This window comes from Paraburkholderia sp. GAS333, assembly GCF_050435665.1.
Classification (GTDB): domain Bacteria; phylum Pseudomonadota; class Gammaproteobacteria; order Burkholderiales; family Burkholderiaceae; genus Paraburkholderia; species Paraburkholderia fungorum_A.
The window spans coordinates 996092-1015412 of record NZ_JBNDKS010000001.1 but is presented as its reverse complement, the minus strand read 5'-3'; the positions used below and the strand labels follow the sequence as shown (position 1 = coordinate 1015412).

The 19321-nt window shown below is 63.7% G+C and carries 17 protein-coding genes; 5 read left to right on the top strand and 12 right to left on the bottom strand.

Features of this window, described 5'->3' with window-relative positions; genetic code table 11:
* Positions 1–140: 140 nt before the first annotated feature.
* The 5 genes from ABH945_RS04600 to ABH945_RS04580 all read right to left on the bottom strand — a co-directional run bounded on the left by ABH945_RS04600 (position 141) and on the right by ABH945_RS04580 (position 6468).
* A complete protein-coding gene (locus ABH945_RS04600) occupies positions 141–2894 on the bottom strand; it encodes a DNA internalization-related competence protein ComEC/Rec2 (protein WP_429249854.1) in 2754 nt (917 codons plus the stop codon).
* A 111-nt stretch (positions 2895–3005) separates the two neighbouring features.
* Positions 3006–3794 (bottom strand): TatD family hydrolase, encoded by a 789-nt coding sequence (locus ABH945_RS04595; RefSeq protein WP_429249853.1) that lies wholly within the window; start codon positions 3792–3794, stop codon positions 3006–3008.
* Positions 3795–3831: 37 nt separating this feature from the next.
* The gene (gene lolD, locus ABH945_RS04590; protein WP_074764398.1) at positions 3832–4575 is read right to left on the bottom strand and encodes a lipoprotein-releasing ABC transporter ATP-binding protein LolD; all 744 of its coding nucleotides are present in this window, start codon (positions 4573–4575) and stop codon (positions 3832–3834) included.
* Positions 4568–5821, bottom strand: a complete 1254-nt coding sequence (locus tag ABH945_RS04585; protein ID WP_074764400.1) for a lipoprotein-releasing ABC transporter permease subunit — start codon at positions 5819–5821, stop codon at positions 4568–4570. The genes lolD and ABH945_RS04585 overlap by 8 nt, the downstream gene beginning before the upstream one ends.
* A gap of 401 nt (positions 5822–6222) precedes the next feature.
* Entirely contained in the window at positions 6223–6468 is a 246-nt protein-coding gene (locus ABH945_RS04580) for a hypothetical protein (protein WP_074764402.1), read from the bottom strand.
* 155 nt (positions 6469–6623) lie between these two features.
* Between ABH945_RS04580 and ABH945_RS04575 the strand changes: the two genes are divergently transcribed.
* The 5 genes from ABH945_RS04575 (at position 6624) to ABH945_RS04555 (ending at position 13498) form a co-directional block, all read left to right on the top strand.
* Positions 6624–7772 carry a regulator gene (locus tag ABH945_RS04575; RefSeq protein ID WP_429249852.1) on the top strand — a complete coding sequence of 383 codons (1149 nt, stop codon included), beginning with the start codon at positions 6624–6626 and terminating at the stop codon, positions 7770–7772.
* 7 nt (positions 7773–7779) lie between these two features.
* Complete coding sequence (gene recJ, locus ABH945_RS04570) at positions 7780–9486, top strand: single-stranded-DNA-specific exonuclease RecJ (RefSeq protein WP_074764406.1); 1707 nt, start codon at positions 7780–7782, stop codon at positions 9484–9486.
* Between the two features lie 186 nt (positions 9487–9672).
* Positions 9673–10777, top strand: a protein-coding gene (gene prfB, locus ABH945_RS04565; RefSeq protein WP_143026243.1) for a peptide chain release factor 2 whose coding sequence is annotated in 2 segments (ribosomal slippage) — positions 9673–9753 and positions 9755–10777 — 1104 coding nt in all. Because the reading frame shifts where the segments join, the coding sequence is not laid out codon by codon here.
* Positions 10778–10933: 156 nt separating this feature from the next.
* Positions 10934–12475, top strand: a complete 1542-nt coding sequence (lysS, locus tag ABH945_RS04560; protein ID WP_429249851.1) for a lysine--tRNA ligase — start codon at positions 10934–10936, stop codon at positions 12473–12475.
* A 312-nt stretch (positions 12476–12787) separates the two neighbouring features.
* On the top strand, positions 12788–13498 hold the full coding sequence (locus ABH945_RS04555) for a glycine zipper 2TM domain-containing protein (RefSeq protein ID WP_429249850.1): 711 nt from the start codon (positions 12788–12790) through the stop codon (positions 13496–13498).
* Between the two features lie 150 nt (positions 13499–13648).
* On the opposite strand, the gene iscX is transcribed toward ABH945_RS04555, so the two are convergent.
* The 7 genes from iscX to ABH945_RS04520 all read right to left on the bottom strand — a co-directional run bounded on the left by iscX (position 13649) and on the right by ABH945_RS04520 (position 19234).
* Positions 13649–13846 (bottom strand): Fe-S cluster assembly protein IscX, encoded by a 198-nt coding sequence (gene iscX, locus ABH945_RS04550; protein WP_074764412.1) that lies wholly within the window; start codon positions 13844–13846, stop codon positions 13649–13651.
* 18 nt (positions 13847–13864) lie between these two features.
* On the bottom strand, positions 13865–14206 hold the full coding sequence (fdx, locus tag ABH945_RS04545; RefSeq protein ID WP_074764414.1) for an ISC system 2Fe-2S type ferredoxin: 342 nt from the start codon (positions 14204–14206) through the stop codon (positions 13865–13867).
* 148 nt (positions 14207–14354) lie between these two features.
* Entirely contained in the window at positions 14355–16226 is a 1872-nt protein-coding gene (hscA, locus tag ABH945_RS04540) for a Fe-S protein assembly chaperone HscA (RefSeq protein ID WP_429249849.1), read from the bottom strand.
* 132 nt (positions 16227–16358) lie between these two features.
* Complete coding sequence (gene hscB, locus ABH945_RS04535) at positions 16359–16886, bottom strand: Fe-S protein assembly co-chaperone HscB (RefSeq protein ID WP_429249848.1); 528 nt, start codon at positions 16884–16886, stop codon at positions 16359–16361.
* A 118-nt stretch (positions 16887–17004) separates the two neighbouring features.
* Entirely contained in the window at positions 17005–17328 is a 324-nt protein-coding gene (gene iscA / locus ABH945_RS04530; protein ID WP_074764420.1) for an iron-sulfur cluster assembly protein IscA, read from the bottom strand.
* A gap of 198 nt (positions 17329–17526) precedes the next feature.
* Positions 17527–17940, bottom strand: coding sequence for a Fe-S cluster assembly scaffold IscU (gene iscU, locus ABH945_RS04525; protein WP_028199493.1), 414 nt, complete (start codon positions 17938–17940; stop codon positions 17527–17529).
* Between the two features lie 70 nt (positions 17941–18010).
* A complete protein-coding gene (locus tag ABH945_RS04520; RefSeq protein WP_074764422.1) occupies positions 18011–19234 on the bottom strand; it encodes an IscS subfamily cysteine desulfurase in 1224 nt (407 codons plus the stop codon).
* Positions 19235–19321 lie beyond the last annotated feature (87 nt).

The following is a 19321-nucleotide window of genomic DNA, read 5'->3' as shown; positions in this document are numbered from 1 at the left end:
ACGGTTGCGTGGGGCACTTCTTTCGCGGACACATTCTGGGGCCGCCGCGGGCTCGCGCTCCTCAAGGGCAATCTCCATCCCGCAGCACGGCTCCATTTTTATGCGGGCTCACAATTCGCCTCTGTCGCGTCACCTTGCAGTCAACGATCCATCCAGTAACGACGCTGCGTATCGCGGTAGCGTTCGAGCGTCAGCACGGCGCCGTTCGTCTCCGCGCCCGCCTGCGCTGAATAACCCGGATCGACGTCGACCCGCACCGCGCCATCCACATCGCTACGCCCAAGTTCGATATGACGCGCCTTATAACGCTCGAACACGCCGGCATTCGGATGATGAAACCGGTTACGGTAGCCTACCTGAAATATTGAGATAGACGGATCGATAGAGTCGAGGAACGGCTCGGTCGACGACGTCTTGCTGCCGTGATGCGGCACGACCAGCACCTGCGCGCGCAACGCGTCACGATCGCGCGCGAGCAGCACGCGTTCGGTGGGCGCCTCGATGTCCGCCGTCAGCAAAGCCGCGATGCGAGGCGGGATCGTTTTAGTGCGGTTCTCCGGGCCGCTCGCGACGGCCGGGATCGTGCTCACGCGCAACACGCAGCAATGCTCGTTTGGCTTGCCTCGCAGCGGGCCGGCGTCCGGCCACAACATGGCGAATTCGACGCCGTCCCACTGCCAGCGCTGGCCCGCCGCGCATGGCAAGGTGCGCGCGCCGTGCTGTTTCGCACTCGACCAGAGCGCATTGGACGGCGGCAACGCGGCCACCATCTGCTCGACGTGGATCGCGTCGAGCACGGCCGGCGCCCCGCCCGAGTGATCGGAATCGGCATGGCTGACGATCAGCGTGTCGAGCGATCTCACCCCATGCGCCTGCAGAAACGGCACAACCACCCGCTCGCCCGCGTGGGTCGATTCCGGGCCGGGCCCGGTATCGAACAGCAACGTATGATGCGCGGTCTCGATCAGCACCGAGGTACCCTGCCCGACGTCCAGCGCGGTCAGGCGAAAAGTGCCGTGCGGCGGACCGGGCGACGCTGGCATCAGCAGCGGCAACCACGTGAGCGGCGCAGCCCACCGGAGCGGCCAGCCGCGTGGCGCCAACAGCCAGAACACACCCACCGCCGCGGCGGCCAGCGCCCAGGCGTTGGGTTGCGGCAGCCACCAGAGCGTCCAGCCGGGGCCGGACAAAAGATGCAGGAACTCGCCCAGCAAAACGAGCAGGCCATGCGCGGCGTGGAAGGCCAGCGCATCGACGGGCGCGGGCAGTGCAACGCCAGCCAGCACGGCGGGCGTGACCAGCAGACTCACCCACGGAATCGCGAAGGCATTCGCGAGCGGGCCGATCAGTGGAATTTGCGAGAACCAGTAGACGGTGAGCGGTGCGAGAGCGACGGTTACCGCGATCTGGACGTGGGCGGCGCTGTACAGCCGGTCATTGAGAGCAATGAGCCGGCGACGCAGCGACGCGCGGAAATTGGTGAAGGTGGGGCGGACGTCGTTGTAGTTGTAATCGTCGAGGCCATCGCGGTTATCGGTATCACGATGGCAGCGGCTGGTGCCGTTGCTGTTTCGCAGACCACCGCCGTTGCCGTTGCCACGATCGCTATCGCCGCGACCGGCATCCCCCTCCTGGCTCCGGGCCTCCCGCCCGCCCTCGCGCCGCCAACGAACTCGCCCCGACATCGCGAACAGAATCGCCACCACCGCGCAGAACGAAAGCCAGAATCCCGCCGACACCACCGCCCACGGATCAATCAGCAGCACCAGCCCCAGCGCCCAGCACAACACCGTCGAACGAGCGAGATTGCGTCCGCTGACAAACGCGAGCGCAACCACTCCCGCCATCCACAACGCCCGCTGTGCCGGCACATTGAAGCCCGCCAGCGCCGCATGCAACGCGGCGAACGCCGCGCCGCCCGTCACCGCGACGATTTGCGCGGGCAGGCGCAGCGGCCAGTTACGGCCGATCCAGCCGGAGCGCCGCCACACAGTGCCCGCGAACCACGCGGCAAGACCGGCAACGAAGCCGATATGCAAGCCCGAAATCGCGACCAGATGGCTCGTGCCCGTGCTCCGCATCAGTTGCCAATCGGCGGCAGTGACTTCGTCCTGCGCGCCGATGGCCAGAGCAACGACAATCCCGCGATGCGGCGCATCCGCGAGTACCGTGTCGATCCGCGCGCGTAACGCCGCGCGCCAGCGGTCCACGCTCACGCGGATGTCTCGAACCTGCCCAGGCAAACGCCGCGCGTGAGACAGGGCGCTCACATAACCGGTGGCCCGCACATTGCGCGCGAGCAGCGTCGCTTCGGCATCGCGCACGCCGAAATTCCTGTTGCCGTGAGGCCGCTTCAGACGCACGGTCAGACGCCAGCGTTCGCCCGGCTGGAGCAACGGCGCCGGGGCATCGTCGGCGATCCAGGAAAGTTGTAGAACATGGGGAAAAGCCGCGACCGGCGCGTCGGCCGATTCGACTTCGAACAGAAAGCGCACGCCTTTTTCATCACGCGCCGGCAAGCCTTTGATGCTGCCGACGACCTCGATATCGCGCCCTTCCCACGCCTGCGGCAAGCCCACCGCGAGCCGCATCTCCGCGCGCACGGCGGCATAGCCGAAACCCATGCACGCCGCCGCACACCACACGGCGATCCAGCCGGCGAACCCTCGCAAACGCGAATCAAACCGGAAATAGCGCGACCACCAACGCCACGACGACGATGTCGTCGACCGCGCCGCAGCAAGCATGGAGTCGCCTCGCAAACCCCACGCCGCGACACCAATCGCCACGATGCCGAGCACCACCAGCCCGAACCACCCGCCCCACCCCGGCAACGCAGCCTGCCGCTGCAAGCCGATCACGCCCAACGCAAATCCGCACCATCCTGCCCGCATCCGCCCTCCGTCCACCTGGCGCGGGACGAAACGACGCGCGACGAACAGGCGTCAGCGAGCCCGCCGGGCATGGGTTTCGCCCGACGCGAACCACAAGATCAACGAGATTGATTATGCAGAGGAAAGGGCCAGCCGGGGCAGTGCTGCGAGCGCGTTGGCCGTTGTGCCTAGGGCGGCTTCGTCGGCGGTCATTCCGCGCAGGTTCGCGAGGCCCGCGCCGATCGCCGGAATCTGCTCGGGCGAGTTGCGCTGCTTATACATCCACGACGGCGCGATGTCGGGCGCGTCGGTTTCGACGACCAGCGCGTCGAACGGCAATTGTTCGGCGAGACGGCGAATTTGCCGCGCGCGCTCGAACGTCAGATTGCCGCCGAAGCCAAGATGCATCCCCTGGTCGATATAGGCCTGGGCCTGCTGGAAACTGCCATTGAACGCGTGCGCGATGCCGCGATGAATCTGATGCCGACGCAGCCCTTTGATCACCTGATCCTGCGATTTGCGCACGTGGCAAATCACCGGCAGATCGAATTCGCGTGCGAGTTGCAGCTGGCCGTTGTAGAAGAACTGCTGACGCGCATCGTCAAGACCGTCGACAAAATAATCGAGCCCGATCTCGCCGATACCGACGAATAGCGGATCATCAAGACTCGCCTCGATCTCCATGCGCAGCAGATCGAGATCGCCGTCTTCGGCACCCGGCGTGAACAGCGGATGAATGCCGAGCGCATACGCCCCGCCCTCCACTTGATGCGCCAGTTCACGCACCGCCTCGAAGTTCTGCCGGCCGATCGCCGGAATCACGATGCGGCCAACGCCCGCGCGATGCGCCGACGCCGCAACCTCGGCGCGATCGGCATCGAATTCCGACGCGTCGAGATGACAGTGCGTATCGATCCACATGACGGGGCCTCGCTAGCAGCGGCGCAACGATTCGCGCTTAGACCGGAACCGGCGGCTCTTCGTAAAGCACGCCGTCGCGCAGACGCATGATGCGGTCGCAGCGGCCTGCCAGTTCGGGATCGTGCGTGACGATCACAAAGCTGGTTTCGAGCGTTTGCGACAGTTCGAGCATCAGGTTGAAGACCGTGTCCGCGGTGCCGCCGTCGAGATTGCCGGTCGGCTCGTCGGCCAGCACGCAGGCCGGTTTGGTGACCAGCGCCCGCGCGATGGCAACGCGCTGACGCTCGCCGCCCGACAACTCGCCCGGACGATGTTTCGCCCGATGCCCCATGCCGACACGCTCGAGCACGTCGAGCGCTTCCTTGCGCGCGGCTTCGGTGGTCATCCGGCGAATTCGCAGCGGCATCGCGACGTTGTCGAGCGCGGTGAATTCGGGCAACAGATGATGGAACTGATACACGAATCCCAGCGCGCGATTGCGCAGGTCGTTGCGCTCACGCTCGGAGAGTTTCGTGAACGGCTTGCCCATCACCGAGACATGGCCGGCGCTCGGATCGTCGAGCCCGCCAAGCACATGCAGCAGCGTGCTTTTGCCCGAACCCGACGCGCCGACGATCGCCAGCTTTTCGCCGCGCCGCACGCTCAGTTGCGTGTTGTTGAGCACCTGTACATTCAGACCGCCCTGCACGAACGCTTTGGAAATACCGGAGGCTTCCAGCACGTAGGGGTACGGGGTGTTATCGACAGAGGCCATGGATAGATTCGCGGAACGGTCATTCATAACGCAGTGCCTCCGCAGGACGGACTTTCGCACCGCGCCAGCTCGGGTAAAGCGTCGCCAGCGCCGACATGACGAACGCGATGATGCCGATGCGCGCGACGTCGGCGGGAATCAGTTCAGACGGCAATTCGCTGATGAAGTACACCGACGGCGGCAGGAACTGCACGCCGAGCAGGTGCTCGATCATCGGTACGAGCCACGGAATGCTCCACGCGATCAGGCAGCCGAGCGCGACGCCGGTCGCCGTGCCGATGAAGCCGATCGTCACGCCCTGCACCACGAAAATTTTCATGATCGAGCCGGGCTGCGCGCCGAGCGTGCGCAGAATCGCGATGTCGGCCTGCTTGTTGGTCACCGTCATCACCAGCGACGACACGAGATTGAACGCCGCCACCGCAATGATCAACGTGAGGATGATGAACATCATGCGCTTCTCGATCTGCACGGCGGAGAACCAGGTCTTGTTCTGCTGCGTCCAGTCGCGAATATAGAGATCGCCCGACAATGTGCGCGCCAGTTGATGCGCGACTTCCGGCGCGCGCTGCATGTCGGTCAGACGTAATCGCACGCCGGTTGGCGCGGGCAGCCGGAACAGCGCCTGCGCGTCCTTGATGTTGATCAGCGCGAGCGTGCTGTCGTATTCGTAATGCCCCGATTCGAAGATGCCGACCACGGTGAACTGCTTCAGCCTCGGCAGCATGCCCGCCGGGGTGATGGTGCCTTCGGGGGCGACGAGCGTGATCTTGTCGTTGACCTGCACGCCGAGGTTGGTCGCGAGGTCTGCGCCGAGCACGATGCCGAAATCGCCGGGCACGAGGTCGGACAGCTTGCCGCCTTTCATTTCCTTGCCGATATCCGACACTTCCGGTTCGAGCGACGGCTCGACGCCGCGCAGCGCCACGCCGCTCACGGCGTCCTGGCGCGTCAGCAGCGCCTGTGCTTCGACATAGGGCGCCGCGCCGATCACTTCCTTGTTCTGACGCGCTTCCTTCGCGGTCAGTTGCCAGTCGGGCATCGACCCGGTCGGCGAAAAAATCTCGACGTGCGCGAGCACCGACAACATCCGGTCGCGCACTTCTTTCTGGAACCCGTTCATCACCGACAACACGACGATCAGCGCCGCGACGCCGAGTGCGATGCCCGACATCGACACCAGCGCGATGAACGAAATGAAGCCGTTACCGGTCGTGCGTTTGCCGGCGCGGGTATAGCGCCAGCCAATCTGCCATTCGTAGGGAAATTTCAAGCGAATCCTTTTCTGCGTTTTCCGGCCCGTGGTCCGGGCCGTTTTTCGACCTTGTAGTGCGCGCGGGAGGCGTGGAACGCCCGACGCGCGGCCCGAGCGTCGTGATCGTTGGTGTGGCGGCGACGCGGATGGTTCCGGCGTTGCGCGCTACGTCGTAGCAAGGCGCGCGCCACCGTATTCCGACGCATGGTGTGCGGCTGCGATCGCCGTCACAGTTACCGATCAAGCGCGAAGTTTGCCATACAATGCCGCCCGCTCGCGCAAACGCCGTCTGAACGAGGTGGCTTGCGGAATGGCTGGATCGGCCCTCGGCACGGGGAGTTTTTCGGCGCGGCAATCGTCAGGGCTTCGCTGACCAGCCGAACGCCGATCGCAGCAGCCCTGCACCGTCTGCAAGACGCTTACCGCAAGTTGTACCGCGCCCGCAACCCGTTGATAACGCCCGCCGCTGCAGTGTTGGCGACATCGCGTTTATCCGCGTCCTTACGGTCCCGGTGCAGATGACTGATGTCCCAGTTGCAGCCCGTTTCATCCTCGACGGTTTCGTGGAAACCCGTCGGTATCCAGCCGGCCGTCGCCGGGTTTGCATCGAGCGCTTTCACGACCAGTTCGAGCAATTCCTGCTCGGTTTTGAGTTCACGCGACATGCCGGTCTCCCTCGTCATGTGCGCGGTGCCGCCGCGCGCGGCTGCTATTGCTGCGACGCCCCGCCGGCCAGGCGACCGGCAGGTGCGCCGGCCACCGCCGCGTTTTGCCGGGCGGATAGCCGATGGCGGAATACTCGCACACTCTTTGCCCTACAATGCGCAGCATCATGCTCGCCAACCGTCTCCATCTGCTCCTGCCCTTCGCGCTGCCTGCCGCAGCGGACGCCTCCACCGCCCTTCACGACATCCGCAGCCCCGCCCTCGACCGGCTGATCGCGCGCGCGACGCTGGTCGAACGGGTGATCGGCGAAGATTTTCAGCGCACGCTGCCGCACGAGCGCTGGGTGGCGCGGCAATTCGGCGCGCTGCCCGGCAACGCAGCCGCCGCCGACGAAGCCCCGCTCGCGCCGTACATGCTGCGCGCCGACGGCGGCGAACCCGGCGAGGCGACCTGGGCCTGCGTGCAACCGGTGCATGTACGTATCGCACATGATCATCTGGTGCTGATCGATCCGGCGTCGCTCGAACTCTCCGACGCCGACGCCGCTGCGTTGCTGGCAGTAGCCCGTCCGCTGATCGAAGAACTCGGCGTGCGTATCGAAGCCCCGAAACCCGCGCGCTGGTATCTGTCGGGCGACGGTTTCGGCACGCTGGCGGGCGCGTCGCCGTTGCGCGCGAGCGGGCGCAACATCGAAATCTGGCTGCCTCACGAAGCGCATTCCGGCGAGCGTTCGCGCGCGTGGATGAAGCTGCAGAACGAAGTGCAGATGGCGTGGTTCGAGCATCCGGTGAACGAAGCGCGCGAGGCGCGCGGGCTGCCGGCGGTGAACTCGATCTGGTTTCATGCGCAAGGCGCGGCGCAAACGGTGCGCAGCCCGTTCGGGCAGGTTTTCTCGGATGCCGCCGCCACGCGCGGGCTGGCTATGACCGCCGGTGTCGAAACGGCTGCACCGCCAGCATCGTTTGCCGCGTGGTCTGCGCTGGAAGGCGCCGGGCACGGTGCAAATGGCGCAAGCGCGGCCCGAAACCCAACCGCAACCGCCGCATCAAATCCCACGCTCGTCGAACTCGACCCCTTCTCCGCGCCCTACATCGAGCAGGACTGGGCACGCTGGAACGACGCCTTCGCGGCGCTGCAAAGCGACTGGTTCGAGCCCGCGCTCGCCGCGTTGCAATCCGGCCGGCTCGCCGAACTCGGCCTGACCTTATGCGGCGACACCGGCTCGGTCACGCTGACCGTCACGCGCGGCGATCTGCGCAAATTCTGGCGACGGCGCGTGCTTGCCTCGCTCTTCATCGAATAATTCCCGAATGACCCAAATCGTTACGCGCGCCTGTTCTCCCGTCGACGCCGAAATCCTCACCCGCCACGGCCTGCATCCGGTGCTCGCGCGCCTTTACGCCGCGCGCGGCGTGTGCCTGCCCGATGAGATCGAAACCGGCCTTGCGAAGCTCGTGCCGCCGGTCGCGCTCAAAGGCTGCGAGGACGCGGCCGTCCTGCTCGCCGACGCGATCCAGCAAAAGCGCCGCATGCTGGTGGTCGCCGACTACGATTGCGACGGCGCCACCGCCTGCGCGGTCGCGGTGCGCGGGCTGCGCATGTTCGGCGGACAGATCGACTATCTGGTGCCGAACCGCTTCGAATACGGCTACGGCCTGACGCCGGAAATCGTCGCGCTGGCGGCCCGCAATCCGTCGGGCAAGCCGGAACTGCTGATCACGGTCGATAACGGCATCGCCAGCGTCGACGGTGTCGAAGCGGCTAACGCGCTCGGCATCGACGTGCTGGTCACCGACCACCATTTGCCCGGCGACGAACTGCCCGCCGCACGCGCGATAGTCAATCCGAACCAGCCGGGTTGCACTTTCCCGAGCAAGTGTCTCGCGGGCGTCGGCGTGATGTTTTACGTGCTGCTCGCACTGCGGGCAGAATTGCGCCGCCGCGGTGCCTTCGGCGACGCGTTTCCCGAACCGCGTCTCGATGGCCTGCTCGACCTGGTCGCACTCGGCACGGTCGCCGACGTGGTCAAGCTCGACGGCAACAACCGCGTGCTGGTCGCGCAAGGTTTGCAGCGCATCCGCAAGGGCAAGATGCAGCCTGGCATCGCCGCCCTCTTTCGCGCCGCCGCGCGCGACGCCCGCAACGCGTCGGGCTTCGACCTCGGCTTCGCGCTCGGGCCGCGCCTGAACGCGGCGGGCCGTCTGTCGGACATGTCGCTCGGGATCGAATGCCTGACGACCGACGACATCGGCCGCGCCTGGGATCTCGCGCAGCAACTCGACACGATGAACCGTGAGCGTCGCGAGATCGAAGCGGGCATGCAACAGCAGGCGCTCGACGACCTGTCGTCGATCGACCCCGCAGGCGCGACCACGATCACGTTGTTCAATCCGGGCTGGCATCAGGGCGTGATCGGGATTGTCGCCGGACGGCTGAAGGAGAAATTCCACCGGCCGTCGTTCACGTTCGCTTTGGCCGACGACAGCGGCCAGACCGTCAAGGGCTCGGGCCGCTCGATTCCCGGCTTCCATCTGCGCGACGCGCTCGACCTGATCTCGAAGCGCGAACCGAACCTGATCGTCAAGTTCGGCGGCCACGCGATGGCTGCCGGCCTGACGCTCGCCGCCGCCGACGTGCCCCGCTTCACCGCCGCGTTCGAGGCGGTCGGCCGCGAATGGCTGTCCGAAGACGCGCTGTCGCGCACCGTGGAAACCGACGGCGAACTCGAAGACGCTTATTTCACGCCGCAATTCGTCGAAATGCTCGACGCCGCCGTGTGGGGCCAAGGCTTCCCTGCGCCGGTGTTTTCGGGCGAATTCGAGGTGGCGTCGCAGGCGCTGGTGAAGGACAAGCACCTGAAACTGCAACTGATGCGCGGCCGTCAGCGCTTCAACGCGATCTGGTTCAACCATACCGATACGCTGCCCGCCCGCACCATGGTCGCTTACCGGCTGGCGAGCGATACGTGGAACGGGGTGTCGCGGGTGCAGTTGATCGTCGAGCACGCGGCGAGTTGAATGAGCCGTGTTTGACGTAAGCGGGGCCGTCTGAAGCAGAAAACCGTCAGCCCCGCTTTCACCGTCCAGGCATCGAAAATCTCCGCAAAATCAACCCCAAACCCGCGCCGGATCGCTCAAGAGCCTCCGGCGCGGGCCGCCGATCGGCTATAATTTCGTCTTTTTACGAAGCTATAAAAGATCGACATGGAAGCGGAACGTCTCAACGCGATCGAAGCCTCACTGGCGGACCTGCGCACTCGCGCAGACTCGCTACGGGGGTATCTTTGACTACGACGACAAAGCACTGCGTCTAATCGAAGTCAACCGGGAACTCGAAGACCCGGACGTCTGGAACGACTCGAAACACGCCCAGGCCCTTGGCCGGGAAAAGAAACTGCTCGACGACACCGTCGGCAAGCTCACGTCGCTCGATAACGACCTGCGCGACGCGCAGGACCTGTTCGACATGGCCCGCGAAGAAGCCGACGACGAAACGCTGCTTGCCTGCGAATCCGACGCGCAAGGCATCGAACAACGTGTCGCCGACATGGAATTCCGCCGGATGTTCGCCAACCCGGCCGACCCGAACAACGCGTTCCTGGACATCCAGGCCGGCGCGGGCGGCACCGAGGCGTGCGACTGGGCGTCCATGCTGCTGCGCCAGTACCTGCGCTACTGCGAACGCAAGGGCTTCAAGACCGAAGTGCTGGAACAGACCGACGGCGACGTCGCGGGCATCAAGAACGCGACGATCAAGATCGAAGGCGAATACGCTTACGGCTTCCTGCGCACCGAAACCGGTGTGCACCGCCTCGTGCGCAAGTCGCCGTTCGACTCGTCGGGCGGCCGTCACACGTCGTTTTCGTCGGTGTTCGTGTACCCGGAAATCGACGACTCGATCGAAGTGGACGTCAACCCGGCCGATCTGCGTATCGACACGTACCGTGCTTCGGGTGCGGGCGGTCAGCACATCAACAAGACCGACTCCGCGGTGCGTATCACGCACATGCCGTCGGGCATCGTCGTGCAGTGCCAGAACGACCGTTCGCAGCACCGCAACCGCGCCGAAGCGATGGCCATGCTGAAATCGCGTCTGTACGAAGCGGAAATCCGCAAGCGTCAGGAAGAGCAGGACAAGCTCGAAGCCGGCAAGACCGATGTGGGCTGGGGTCACCAGATCCGATCGTACGTGCTGGACAACAGCCGCATTAAAGATCTGCGCACCAACGTCGAAATCAGCAACACGAAGAGTGTGCTCGACGGCGACCTCGATCCGTTCATCAGCGCGAGCCTGAAACAGGGCGTTTAAGCGCGAACCGCGAGCGAATCCGGGCACAACCGGCGCGGCCTTGAATCAACGCCGCGCCGTATCTTTTTACCGCCTGAGGTTTTTACACTGACTGGCTTCCCGCATCCGACGCACTCCGGTGCATGCCGATGCGGGCCACCGAACACCAAATTCACCATGACCGAACCGACCCAGCCCAATGCGGCCCAGCCGACTGTCGCGCCCGAGGTGGACGACAACAAGATCATGACCGAGCGCCGCGAAAAGCTGCGCGAGTTGCGTGAGCAAGGCGTCGCCTATCCGAACGACTTCCGTCCTACGCATCACGCCGAAGATCTGCAAACGCAATACGAGCAGTCCGACAAGGAAGCGCTCGAAGCGAACCCGCTCGAAGTCGCGATTGCCGGCCGCATGATGCTCAAGCGCGTGATGGGCAAGGCGAGCTTTGCGACCGTGCGCGACGGTTCGGGTCAGATCCAGTTCTTCATCACGCCCGCCGACGTCGGCCAGGACGTGTACGACGCGTTCAAGAAGTGGGACATGGGCGACATCGTCGCGGCGCGTGGCGTGCTGTTCCGCACCAACAAGGGCGAGCTGTCGGTGCGTTGTACCGAACTGCGTCTGCTGTCGAAGTCGCTGCGTCCGCTGCCGGACAAGTTCCACGGTCTCGCCGATCAGGAAATGAAGTATCGCCAGCGCTATGTCGATCTGATCGTCACGCCGGAAACGCGCAAGACTTTCGTCGCGCGGACCAAGGCGATTTCGTCGATCCGCAAGTTCATGGCCGACGCCGAATTCATGGAAGTCGAAACGCCGATGCTGCACCCGATTCCGGGTGGCGCGGCGGCCAAGCCGTTCACCACGCACCACAACGCGCTCGATATGCAGATGTTCCTGCGCATCGCACCGGAGCTGTATCTGAAGCGGCTGGTGGTCGGCGGCTTCGAGCGCGTGTTCGAGATCAACCGTAACTTCCGAAACGAGGGCGTGTCCGTGCGCCACAACCCGGAATTCACGATGATCGAGTTCTACGCCGCGTACACCGATTACAAGTGGCTGATGGACTTCGTCGAGCAGTTGATCCGCCAGGCGGCCATCGATTCGCTGGGCACGGCCACGATCACCTATCAGGGCCGCGAACTGGATCTGGCGAAGCCGTTCCATCGTCTGACGATCACGCAGGCGATCCAGAAATACGCGCCGCAATACACGAACGAGCAACTCGCCGACAGCGCATTTTTGCGCACCGAATTGAAAAAATTCGGCGTCGACGCGTCGCAGCCGCAGTTCCTGAATGCGGGCGTGGGTTCGCTGCAACTGGCACTGTTCGAAGAAACCGCCGAGTCGCAATTGTGGGAGCCGACGTACATCATCGACTACCCGGTCGAAGTGTCGCCGCTGGCGCGCGCATCGGACGCCGCGCCGGGCATCACCGAGCGTTTCGAGCTGTTCATCACGGGTCGCGAGATCGCTAACGGTTTCTCGGAGCTGAACGATCCGGAAGACCAGGCCGCCCGCTTCAAGAAGCAGGTCGATCAGAAAGATGCCGGCGACGAAGAAGCGATGTTCTACGACGCCGACTATATTCGCGCGCTCGAATACGGGATGCCGCCGGCCGGTGGTTGCGGTATCGGTATCGACCGTCTGGTGATGATGCTGACCGATAGCCCGAGCATCCGCGATGTGATTCTGTTCCCGCATCTGCGTCGCGAAGACTGATTGTTTTTGCGCTGTTTGTGTCGCACGAAACGCCCGGCTCGATGTCGGGCGTTTTTCTTGCTGCGTGCTCATGGAAGTCGTCCTCGACTGCCGGGCGGCTTGTAACTATCGGTAAAAGCTACGCCAGGCCGATCATGCGCGCACGCCGTGTCAATTTCGGCGGACGCTGAAGATTGCTCGGCGCGGCCGCGATTCAGGCGTCGACACCTGGAAACCGCCGCCCACATGCGGTTACAAATTGAAACGTCGCCGGGATCGTTTTGCCGGACACTCGATCTCAATAACAGTCGACTCTGCAAGACGGAGGCCAACATGGACAATCCACTCGATAAACCCACGCAACAACGTCGTCTTCATCCGCTGGTGGCCGTGGCTGCCGGTGCGGTCATCATCGCCAGCCTTGCCGCAACCGCTGCGGTGACGGGCCTGTTTCCGAAAGCGTCGAGTACCAGCGCTCAATCCGATCAGTCGCAAGCCGCGCAGGTAACGACCCAGCAACCGGGAGTGGTCGATTCGGCCGCTCCGGTCAATGCTCAGAACGCTCCGGCGAATGCGGAGGCAATGCAGGCGCAGCCATCCGCCCCGCCCGCTCCCACCCCGGCGCAGCAGCAACAGTACGCGCAGCAACAGCAGGCTCAGGCACAGCAAGCGCCGCAATATGCACAGCAGAGCGCGCAGCAACCGGCCTATTGCTCGACTTGCGGCACGGTAGTCGGGATTTCAGCGGTGCGGCAGGAAGGCCATGGCACCGGTATTGGCGCTGTCGGCGGCGCAGTGGCAGGCGGTGTCGTCGGTAACCAGTTCGGCGCGGGCGGCGGACGCACGGCGATGACGCTGCTCGGCGCGCTCGGCGGCGGCCTCGCCGGCAATTCGGTCGAAAAACACATTCGCAGCACGACGTCGTATTCGGTGCGCGTGAGGATGGAAAGCGGCAAGACGCGCTACTTTACCTACCACGAAACGCCGCCGTTCCAGCAAGGCGAGCATGTGCGGATCGAAAACGGTTCACTGGTCGCGGGTTGAGTTGCGAAACCTCGCCTTTGGCCGACATCCTGTCGCGATGAAAGCAAAGGCGATAAAAAAAGGCGATTCCAATGGAATCGCCTTTTTATTTGCCGCCGACGCTGCGCCGATTATCAGCCAACGACAGCGCACCAGAAAAACACCACGCGCTCAGTAATCCGCGTCTTCAATCCATGCAGCCTGAATTGCCTCAAGAATCTTCTCGTTCGAGCGCTCGGGATCGTCGTCGAATCCTTCCAGCTCGGTGACCCAGCGGTGCAAGTCGGTGAAACGCACCTGCTGCGGGTCGATGTCCTGGTGCTTGTCAGTCAGGGCCATCGCGATGTCTTGCGTATCGGTCCACTTCATGGCTGCATCCTCCTGCTGTTAGTGATTTTCCTTCGCGTGATTGATCGTGTATCGCGGAATTTCCACGACCAGATCCTGCTCGGCCGGCACCAAAGCCTGGCATGACAGACGCGAGGCCGGTTCGAGACCCCACGCCTTGTCCAACAGATCGTCCTCGTCTTCCTCGGACGGCGTCAAGGCGGCGAAACCCTCACGCACGATAACGTGACAGGTCGTGCACGCGCACGACTTCTCGCACGCGTGCTCGATCTCGATGCCGTTTTCCAGCAGCGCATCGCAAATGCTCATGCCGGGTTCGGCTTCGAGCACCGCGCCTTCCGGGCACAGTTCGACATGGGGCAGCACAACGATTTGAGGCATACATTTTCCGTTTGGGTCTCGGCACGGCAGCCGCAAACTGGCTCCGTACCATTTTACTGGCGACACGCGGACTTTTTAAGTCCGCGATGCGCTCTGGTTTTTCGCGGCGCGCGTCAGGCAGTGGACCGCCTGACGTGCACCACCACGCTCAGATTTCGTCGAGCTTGCGGCCCGCGAGCGCGCGGCGAATGCCCTTGTTCATACGGCGGGCAGCAAATTCGTCGGTGCCTTCGGCGAGCGTTTTGGTCGCGGCTTCGATCGCGTCGGCGTCGTCGCTTTGCGCGACGTTGCGCAATGCATCGAGCAACGTGTCGAGATCGGCGCGCTCGCTGTCGTCGAGCAGTTCGGCGTCGGCGGCAAGTGCAGCGTCGGTCGCTTCGACCAGACGGCGCGCTTCGACCTGCGCCTCACGCAACGCACGGGCGCGCATGTCGACTTCGGCGGTCGAGAAACTGTCTTCGAGCATTTTCGCGATGTCGTCGTCGGCGAGACCGTAGGACGGCTTCACCACCACCGACGCTTCCACGCCCGAACCCTGTTCGCGTGCGAACACCGACAGCAGGCCGTCCGCGTCCACCTGGTAAGTCACGCGAATCCGCGCCGCGCCCGCGGCCATCGGCGGAATGCCGCGCAGCTCGAAACGCGCGAGCGAGCGGCAGTCGCTAACCAGCTCGCGCTCGCCTTGCACGACATGGATCGCCATCGCCGTCTGGCCGTCCTTGAAGGTCGTGAAATCCTGCGCGCGCGCGACCGGAATCGTCGAATTGCGCGGGATGATCTTCTCGGTCAGCCCACCCATGGTTTCGACGCCGAGCGACAGCGGGATCACGTCGAGCAGCAGCCATTCGTCGCCATCCGCGCCACGGTTGCCCGCGAGCAGATCGGCCTGGATCGCCGCGCCGAGCGCGACGACCTGGTCCGGGTCGAGATTGATCAGCGGCGGCTGGCCGAAGAAAGCCTCGACCGCGCGGCGGATCACCGGCATGCGCGTTGCCCCGCCGACCAGCACGACGCCCTTGACCTCTTTGGTCGCAACCTTCGCGTCGCGGAGCGCTTTCTTCGTCGGGCTGAAGGTTCGTTGCACCAGATCCTTCGTGACGGCCTCGAAAGCAGCCTCGCCGATCGTCAGATCGAGCGCTGTGCCGTTCGACAGCGTGACCGCAACACGAGCCTCGGCCGCGTCCGACAAAGCCTCCTTGGCCTCGCGTACGTTGTCCAGCAGCAAGCGGACGTCTTCCGGCGCGAGCGTGTTCGGCGCGATGCCCGCCTGCTCCAGCACGTGGCGATACAGCGCGTGATCGAAATCGTCGCCGCCGAGCGCGGAATCGCCGCCCGCCGCGAGCACTTCGAAGACGCCCTTGGTCAATTTCAGGATCGACAGGTCGAAGGTGCCGCCGCCGAGGTCATAGACCGCGTACAGGCCTTCCGAGCCGTTGTCGAGACCGTAGGCGATCGCCGCTGCGGTCGGCTCGTTCAGCAGACGCAGCACGTTCAGACCGGCCAGACGCGCAGCGTCCTTCGTAGCCTGGCGCTGCGCTTCGTCGAAATAGGCGGGCACGGTGATGACCGCGCCGACCAGTTCGTCGCCGAGCGTATCTTCGGCGCGCTGGCGCAGCGTCGCGAGAATTTCCGCCGACACTTCGACCGGGCTCTTCACGCCGTCAACCGTACGAATCTGCACCATGCCGGGGGCGTCGACGAAATCGTACGGCGCGTTTTCGGCGCCTTCCACTTCCGCCTTGCCACGCCCCATGAAGCGCTTGACCGACACGATCGTGTTGCGCGGATCGCTCGCCGCTTCGGCTTTGGCTTTGCGGCCGATCCGGCGGCCGCCCTTTTCCAGATAACGCACCACCGACGGCAGCAGCGCATGGCCGTCTTCGTCGGGCAGCACGTCGGGCACGCCGCTACGCACGGCCGCGACAAGAGAATTGGTGGTGCCGAGGTCGATACCGACCGCCAGGCGCCGTTGATGAGGCGCCGGCGCCATGCCGGGTTCGGAGATTTGCAGTAGGGCCATCTGGATCTTCTCGGGGCCGTGTGGCCCCGTCCTGAAATTTTCGCGTTACTGGGTGTGCTGCGGCCGCCGTGTGCCAACTGCCGACAGCGCGTGCCGCCTGACCGGCTGAATGGCGGGGCGCGCCCTGAAAGACTAGTTGTCGAGCCGGTCGATCTGCGCGCTGATTTCCGACGCCACTCGTTCGATGAACATCAACTGCCGTACCGCCTCGCTCGCTGCCTGATTCGCGCCGCTGTCGAGCGATGCACCGAGCTTGTCGAAACGCATCCGTTCTTCGTCACGCAACTCGGTGAGCAACGCGTCAAGCGCGTCGACATTTTTCGCTGCGGCCGCGTCTTCGATATTTTCGCGCCACTCCATTTGCTGCATCAGGAACGCCGGCTCCATCGCCGTATTGTTCTCCGCGCCGACGTCGATGCCGCGCAGCGACAACAGATACGTCGCGCGCTTCAACGGATCGCGCAACGTCTGATACGCCTCGTTGGTGCGCGTGGCCCACTGCATCGCAATACGCTTTTGCGCATCGCCGGCCGCTGCGAAGCGGTCCGGATGCACTTGCGCCTGCACCGTGCGGAACGCGTGATCGAGCGAGCCCGAGTCGAGCGCGAATTGCGCCGGCAGATCGAACAGGTCGAAGTGGCTGTCGTTCAGCGAGGCCATCGGATAAAAGGAGTCCGTTCAGGAAAGCGCACCGGAGTGCAGTCAGAAATATTCGCGGATCAAACTAAAAAGGCGGCCCGCGCCGCCTTTGATCCGCTGCACGCGGAAAATGTCGATCCTAGACCCGGAACGACTCGCCGCAGCCGCATTCGTCCTTCACGTTCGGGTTGTTGAACTTGAAGCCTTCGTTCAACCCTTCGCGCGCGAAGTCGAGTTGCGTGCCGTCGATATAAGCGAGGCTCTTCGGGTCGACAATGATCTTCACGCCGTTGCATTCGAACACTTCGTCTTCGGGCGCGAGTTCGTCCACGTACTCGAGCTTGTAGGCCAAGCCGGAGCAACCGGTGGTGCGCACGCCAACGCGCAGTCCGACGCCTTTACCGCGACGGGTCAGATATTTCTGGACGTGCTGTGCTGCCTTGTCGGTCAACGTAATTGCCATAGCGTTTCTCATTGCGCAGAGCGTGCCGGGCGCCCGGGTTTATCACCGTTTGCCTTTCGCGCTGCGACCCTGCCTGCATCAAATATCGCTCATGCTGGACGGCGCTTTGAACTTCAACGGCACCGTCCGCTTCGATTTGCTACTCAACTTGCGGCCTGGCCTCATAAGAAGGTCGTGCCGCAACCGCATGCTGTAACTTCAAGCGTGCTGCTTGTCGCCTTCGACTACCGCTTCGCCATGACGCTGCTTGTAGTCGGCGACCGCTGCCTTGATCGCGTCTTCCGCGAGAATCGAGCAGTGGATCTTCACCGGCGGCAGTGCCAGTTCTTCGGCGATCTGCGTGTTCTTGATCGACATGGCCTGATCGAGCGTCTTGCCCTTCACCCATTCGGTGACGAGCGAGCTCGAAGCAATTGCCGAACCGCAGCCGTACGTCTTGAACTTCGCGTCTTCGATGATGCCGTCTGCGCCCACGCGAATCTGCAACTTCATCACGTCGCCGCATGCCGGTGCGCCGACCATGCCGGTGCCGACCGCGTCGTCGTCCTTCGCGAAGGAACCGACGTTGCGCGGGTTTTCGTAGTGGTCCAGAACCTTGTCGCTATAAGCCATGATTTAACTCCTTGATCCGTTTCAACCTGCAATTGCAATTCGATGAATTCGACTCTTTGCCAACGGCGCGTCAGTGCGCAGCCCACTGGATGGTCGAAATATCGATCCCGTCCTTATGCATTTCCCACAGCGGCGACAAGTCGCGCAGCTTCGAAATCTTGGTCTTCAGCAGGTTGATCACGTAATCGACATCCTGCTCGGTCGTGAAGCGGCCCACCGTGAAGCGGATCGAGCTGTGCGCGAGTTCGTCGTTACGACCCAGTGCGCGCAGCACGTACGACGGTTCCAGCGAAGCCGACGTACACGCCGACCCCGAGGACACCGCCACATCTTTCACCGCCATGATCAGCGATTCGCCTTCGACGAAATTGAAGCTGATGTTCAGGTTGTGCGGCACACGCTTTTCCATGTCGCCGTTCACGTACGTTTCTTCCATTTCCGACAGGCCCTTCAGCAGCCGGTCGCGCAGCATGCGGATACGTTCGTTTTCCGTCGCCATCTCTTCACGTGCGATACGGAATGCTTCGCCCATGCCGACGATCTGGTGCGTAGCCAGCGTGCCCGAACGCATGCCGCGTTCGTGACCGCCGCCGTGCATCTGCGCTTCGATACGGATACGCGGCTTGCGACGCACATACAGCGCGCCGATGCCCTTCGGGCCATACGTCTTGTGCGCCGAGAACGACATGAGGTCGACTTTCTGCTTCTGCAAGTCGATCACGATCTTGCCGGTGGCCTGAGCTGCGTCGACGTGGAAAATGATGCCCTTTTCACGGGTGATCTCGCCGATCGCGTCGATGTCCTGAATCACGCCGATCTCGTTGTTCACCGACATCACCGACACCAGGATCGTGTCCGGGCGGATCGCAGCCTTGAACACATCGAGGTCGATCAGACCGTCGTCCTTGACGTCCAGATACGTGACTTCGAAGCCTTCGCGCTCGAGTTCGCGGCAGGTGTCGAGCACGGCCTTGTGCTCGGTCTTCACCGTGATGATGTGCTTGCCCTTGCTCTTGTAGAAGTGCGCAGCGCCCTTGATGGCCAGGTTGTCCGACTCCGTTGCACCCGACGTCCAGATGATTTCGCGCGGATCGGCGTTCACCAGCGCGGCAACGTTCTCACGCGCTTCTTCGACTGCGCGCTCCGCGTCCCAGCCGTACGAGTGGCTGCGCGATGCGGGGTTACCGAACTGCTCGCGCAGGTACGGAATCATCTTGTCCACCACGCGCGGGTCGATCGGCGTCGTAGCGCTGTAGTCCATGTAGATGGGCAGATGGAGAGAGTCGTTGTTCATCAGTTGCTCCGGGGACGTCATGTGCTCTGGCTTGTGGGTTCTTTGTCTATCAGGCTGCGGTGGCTCTTCGTATTACCTGTTACCGCG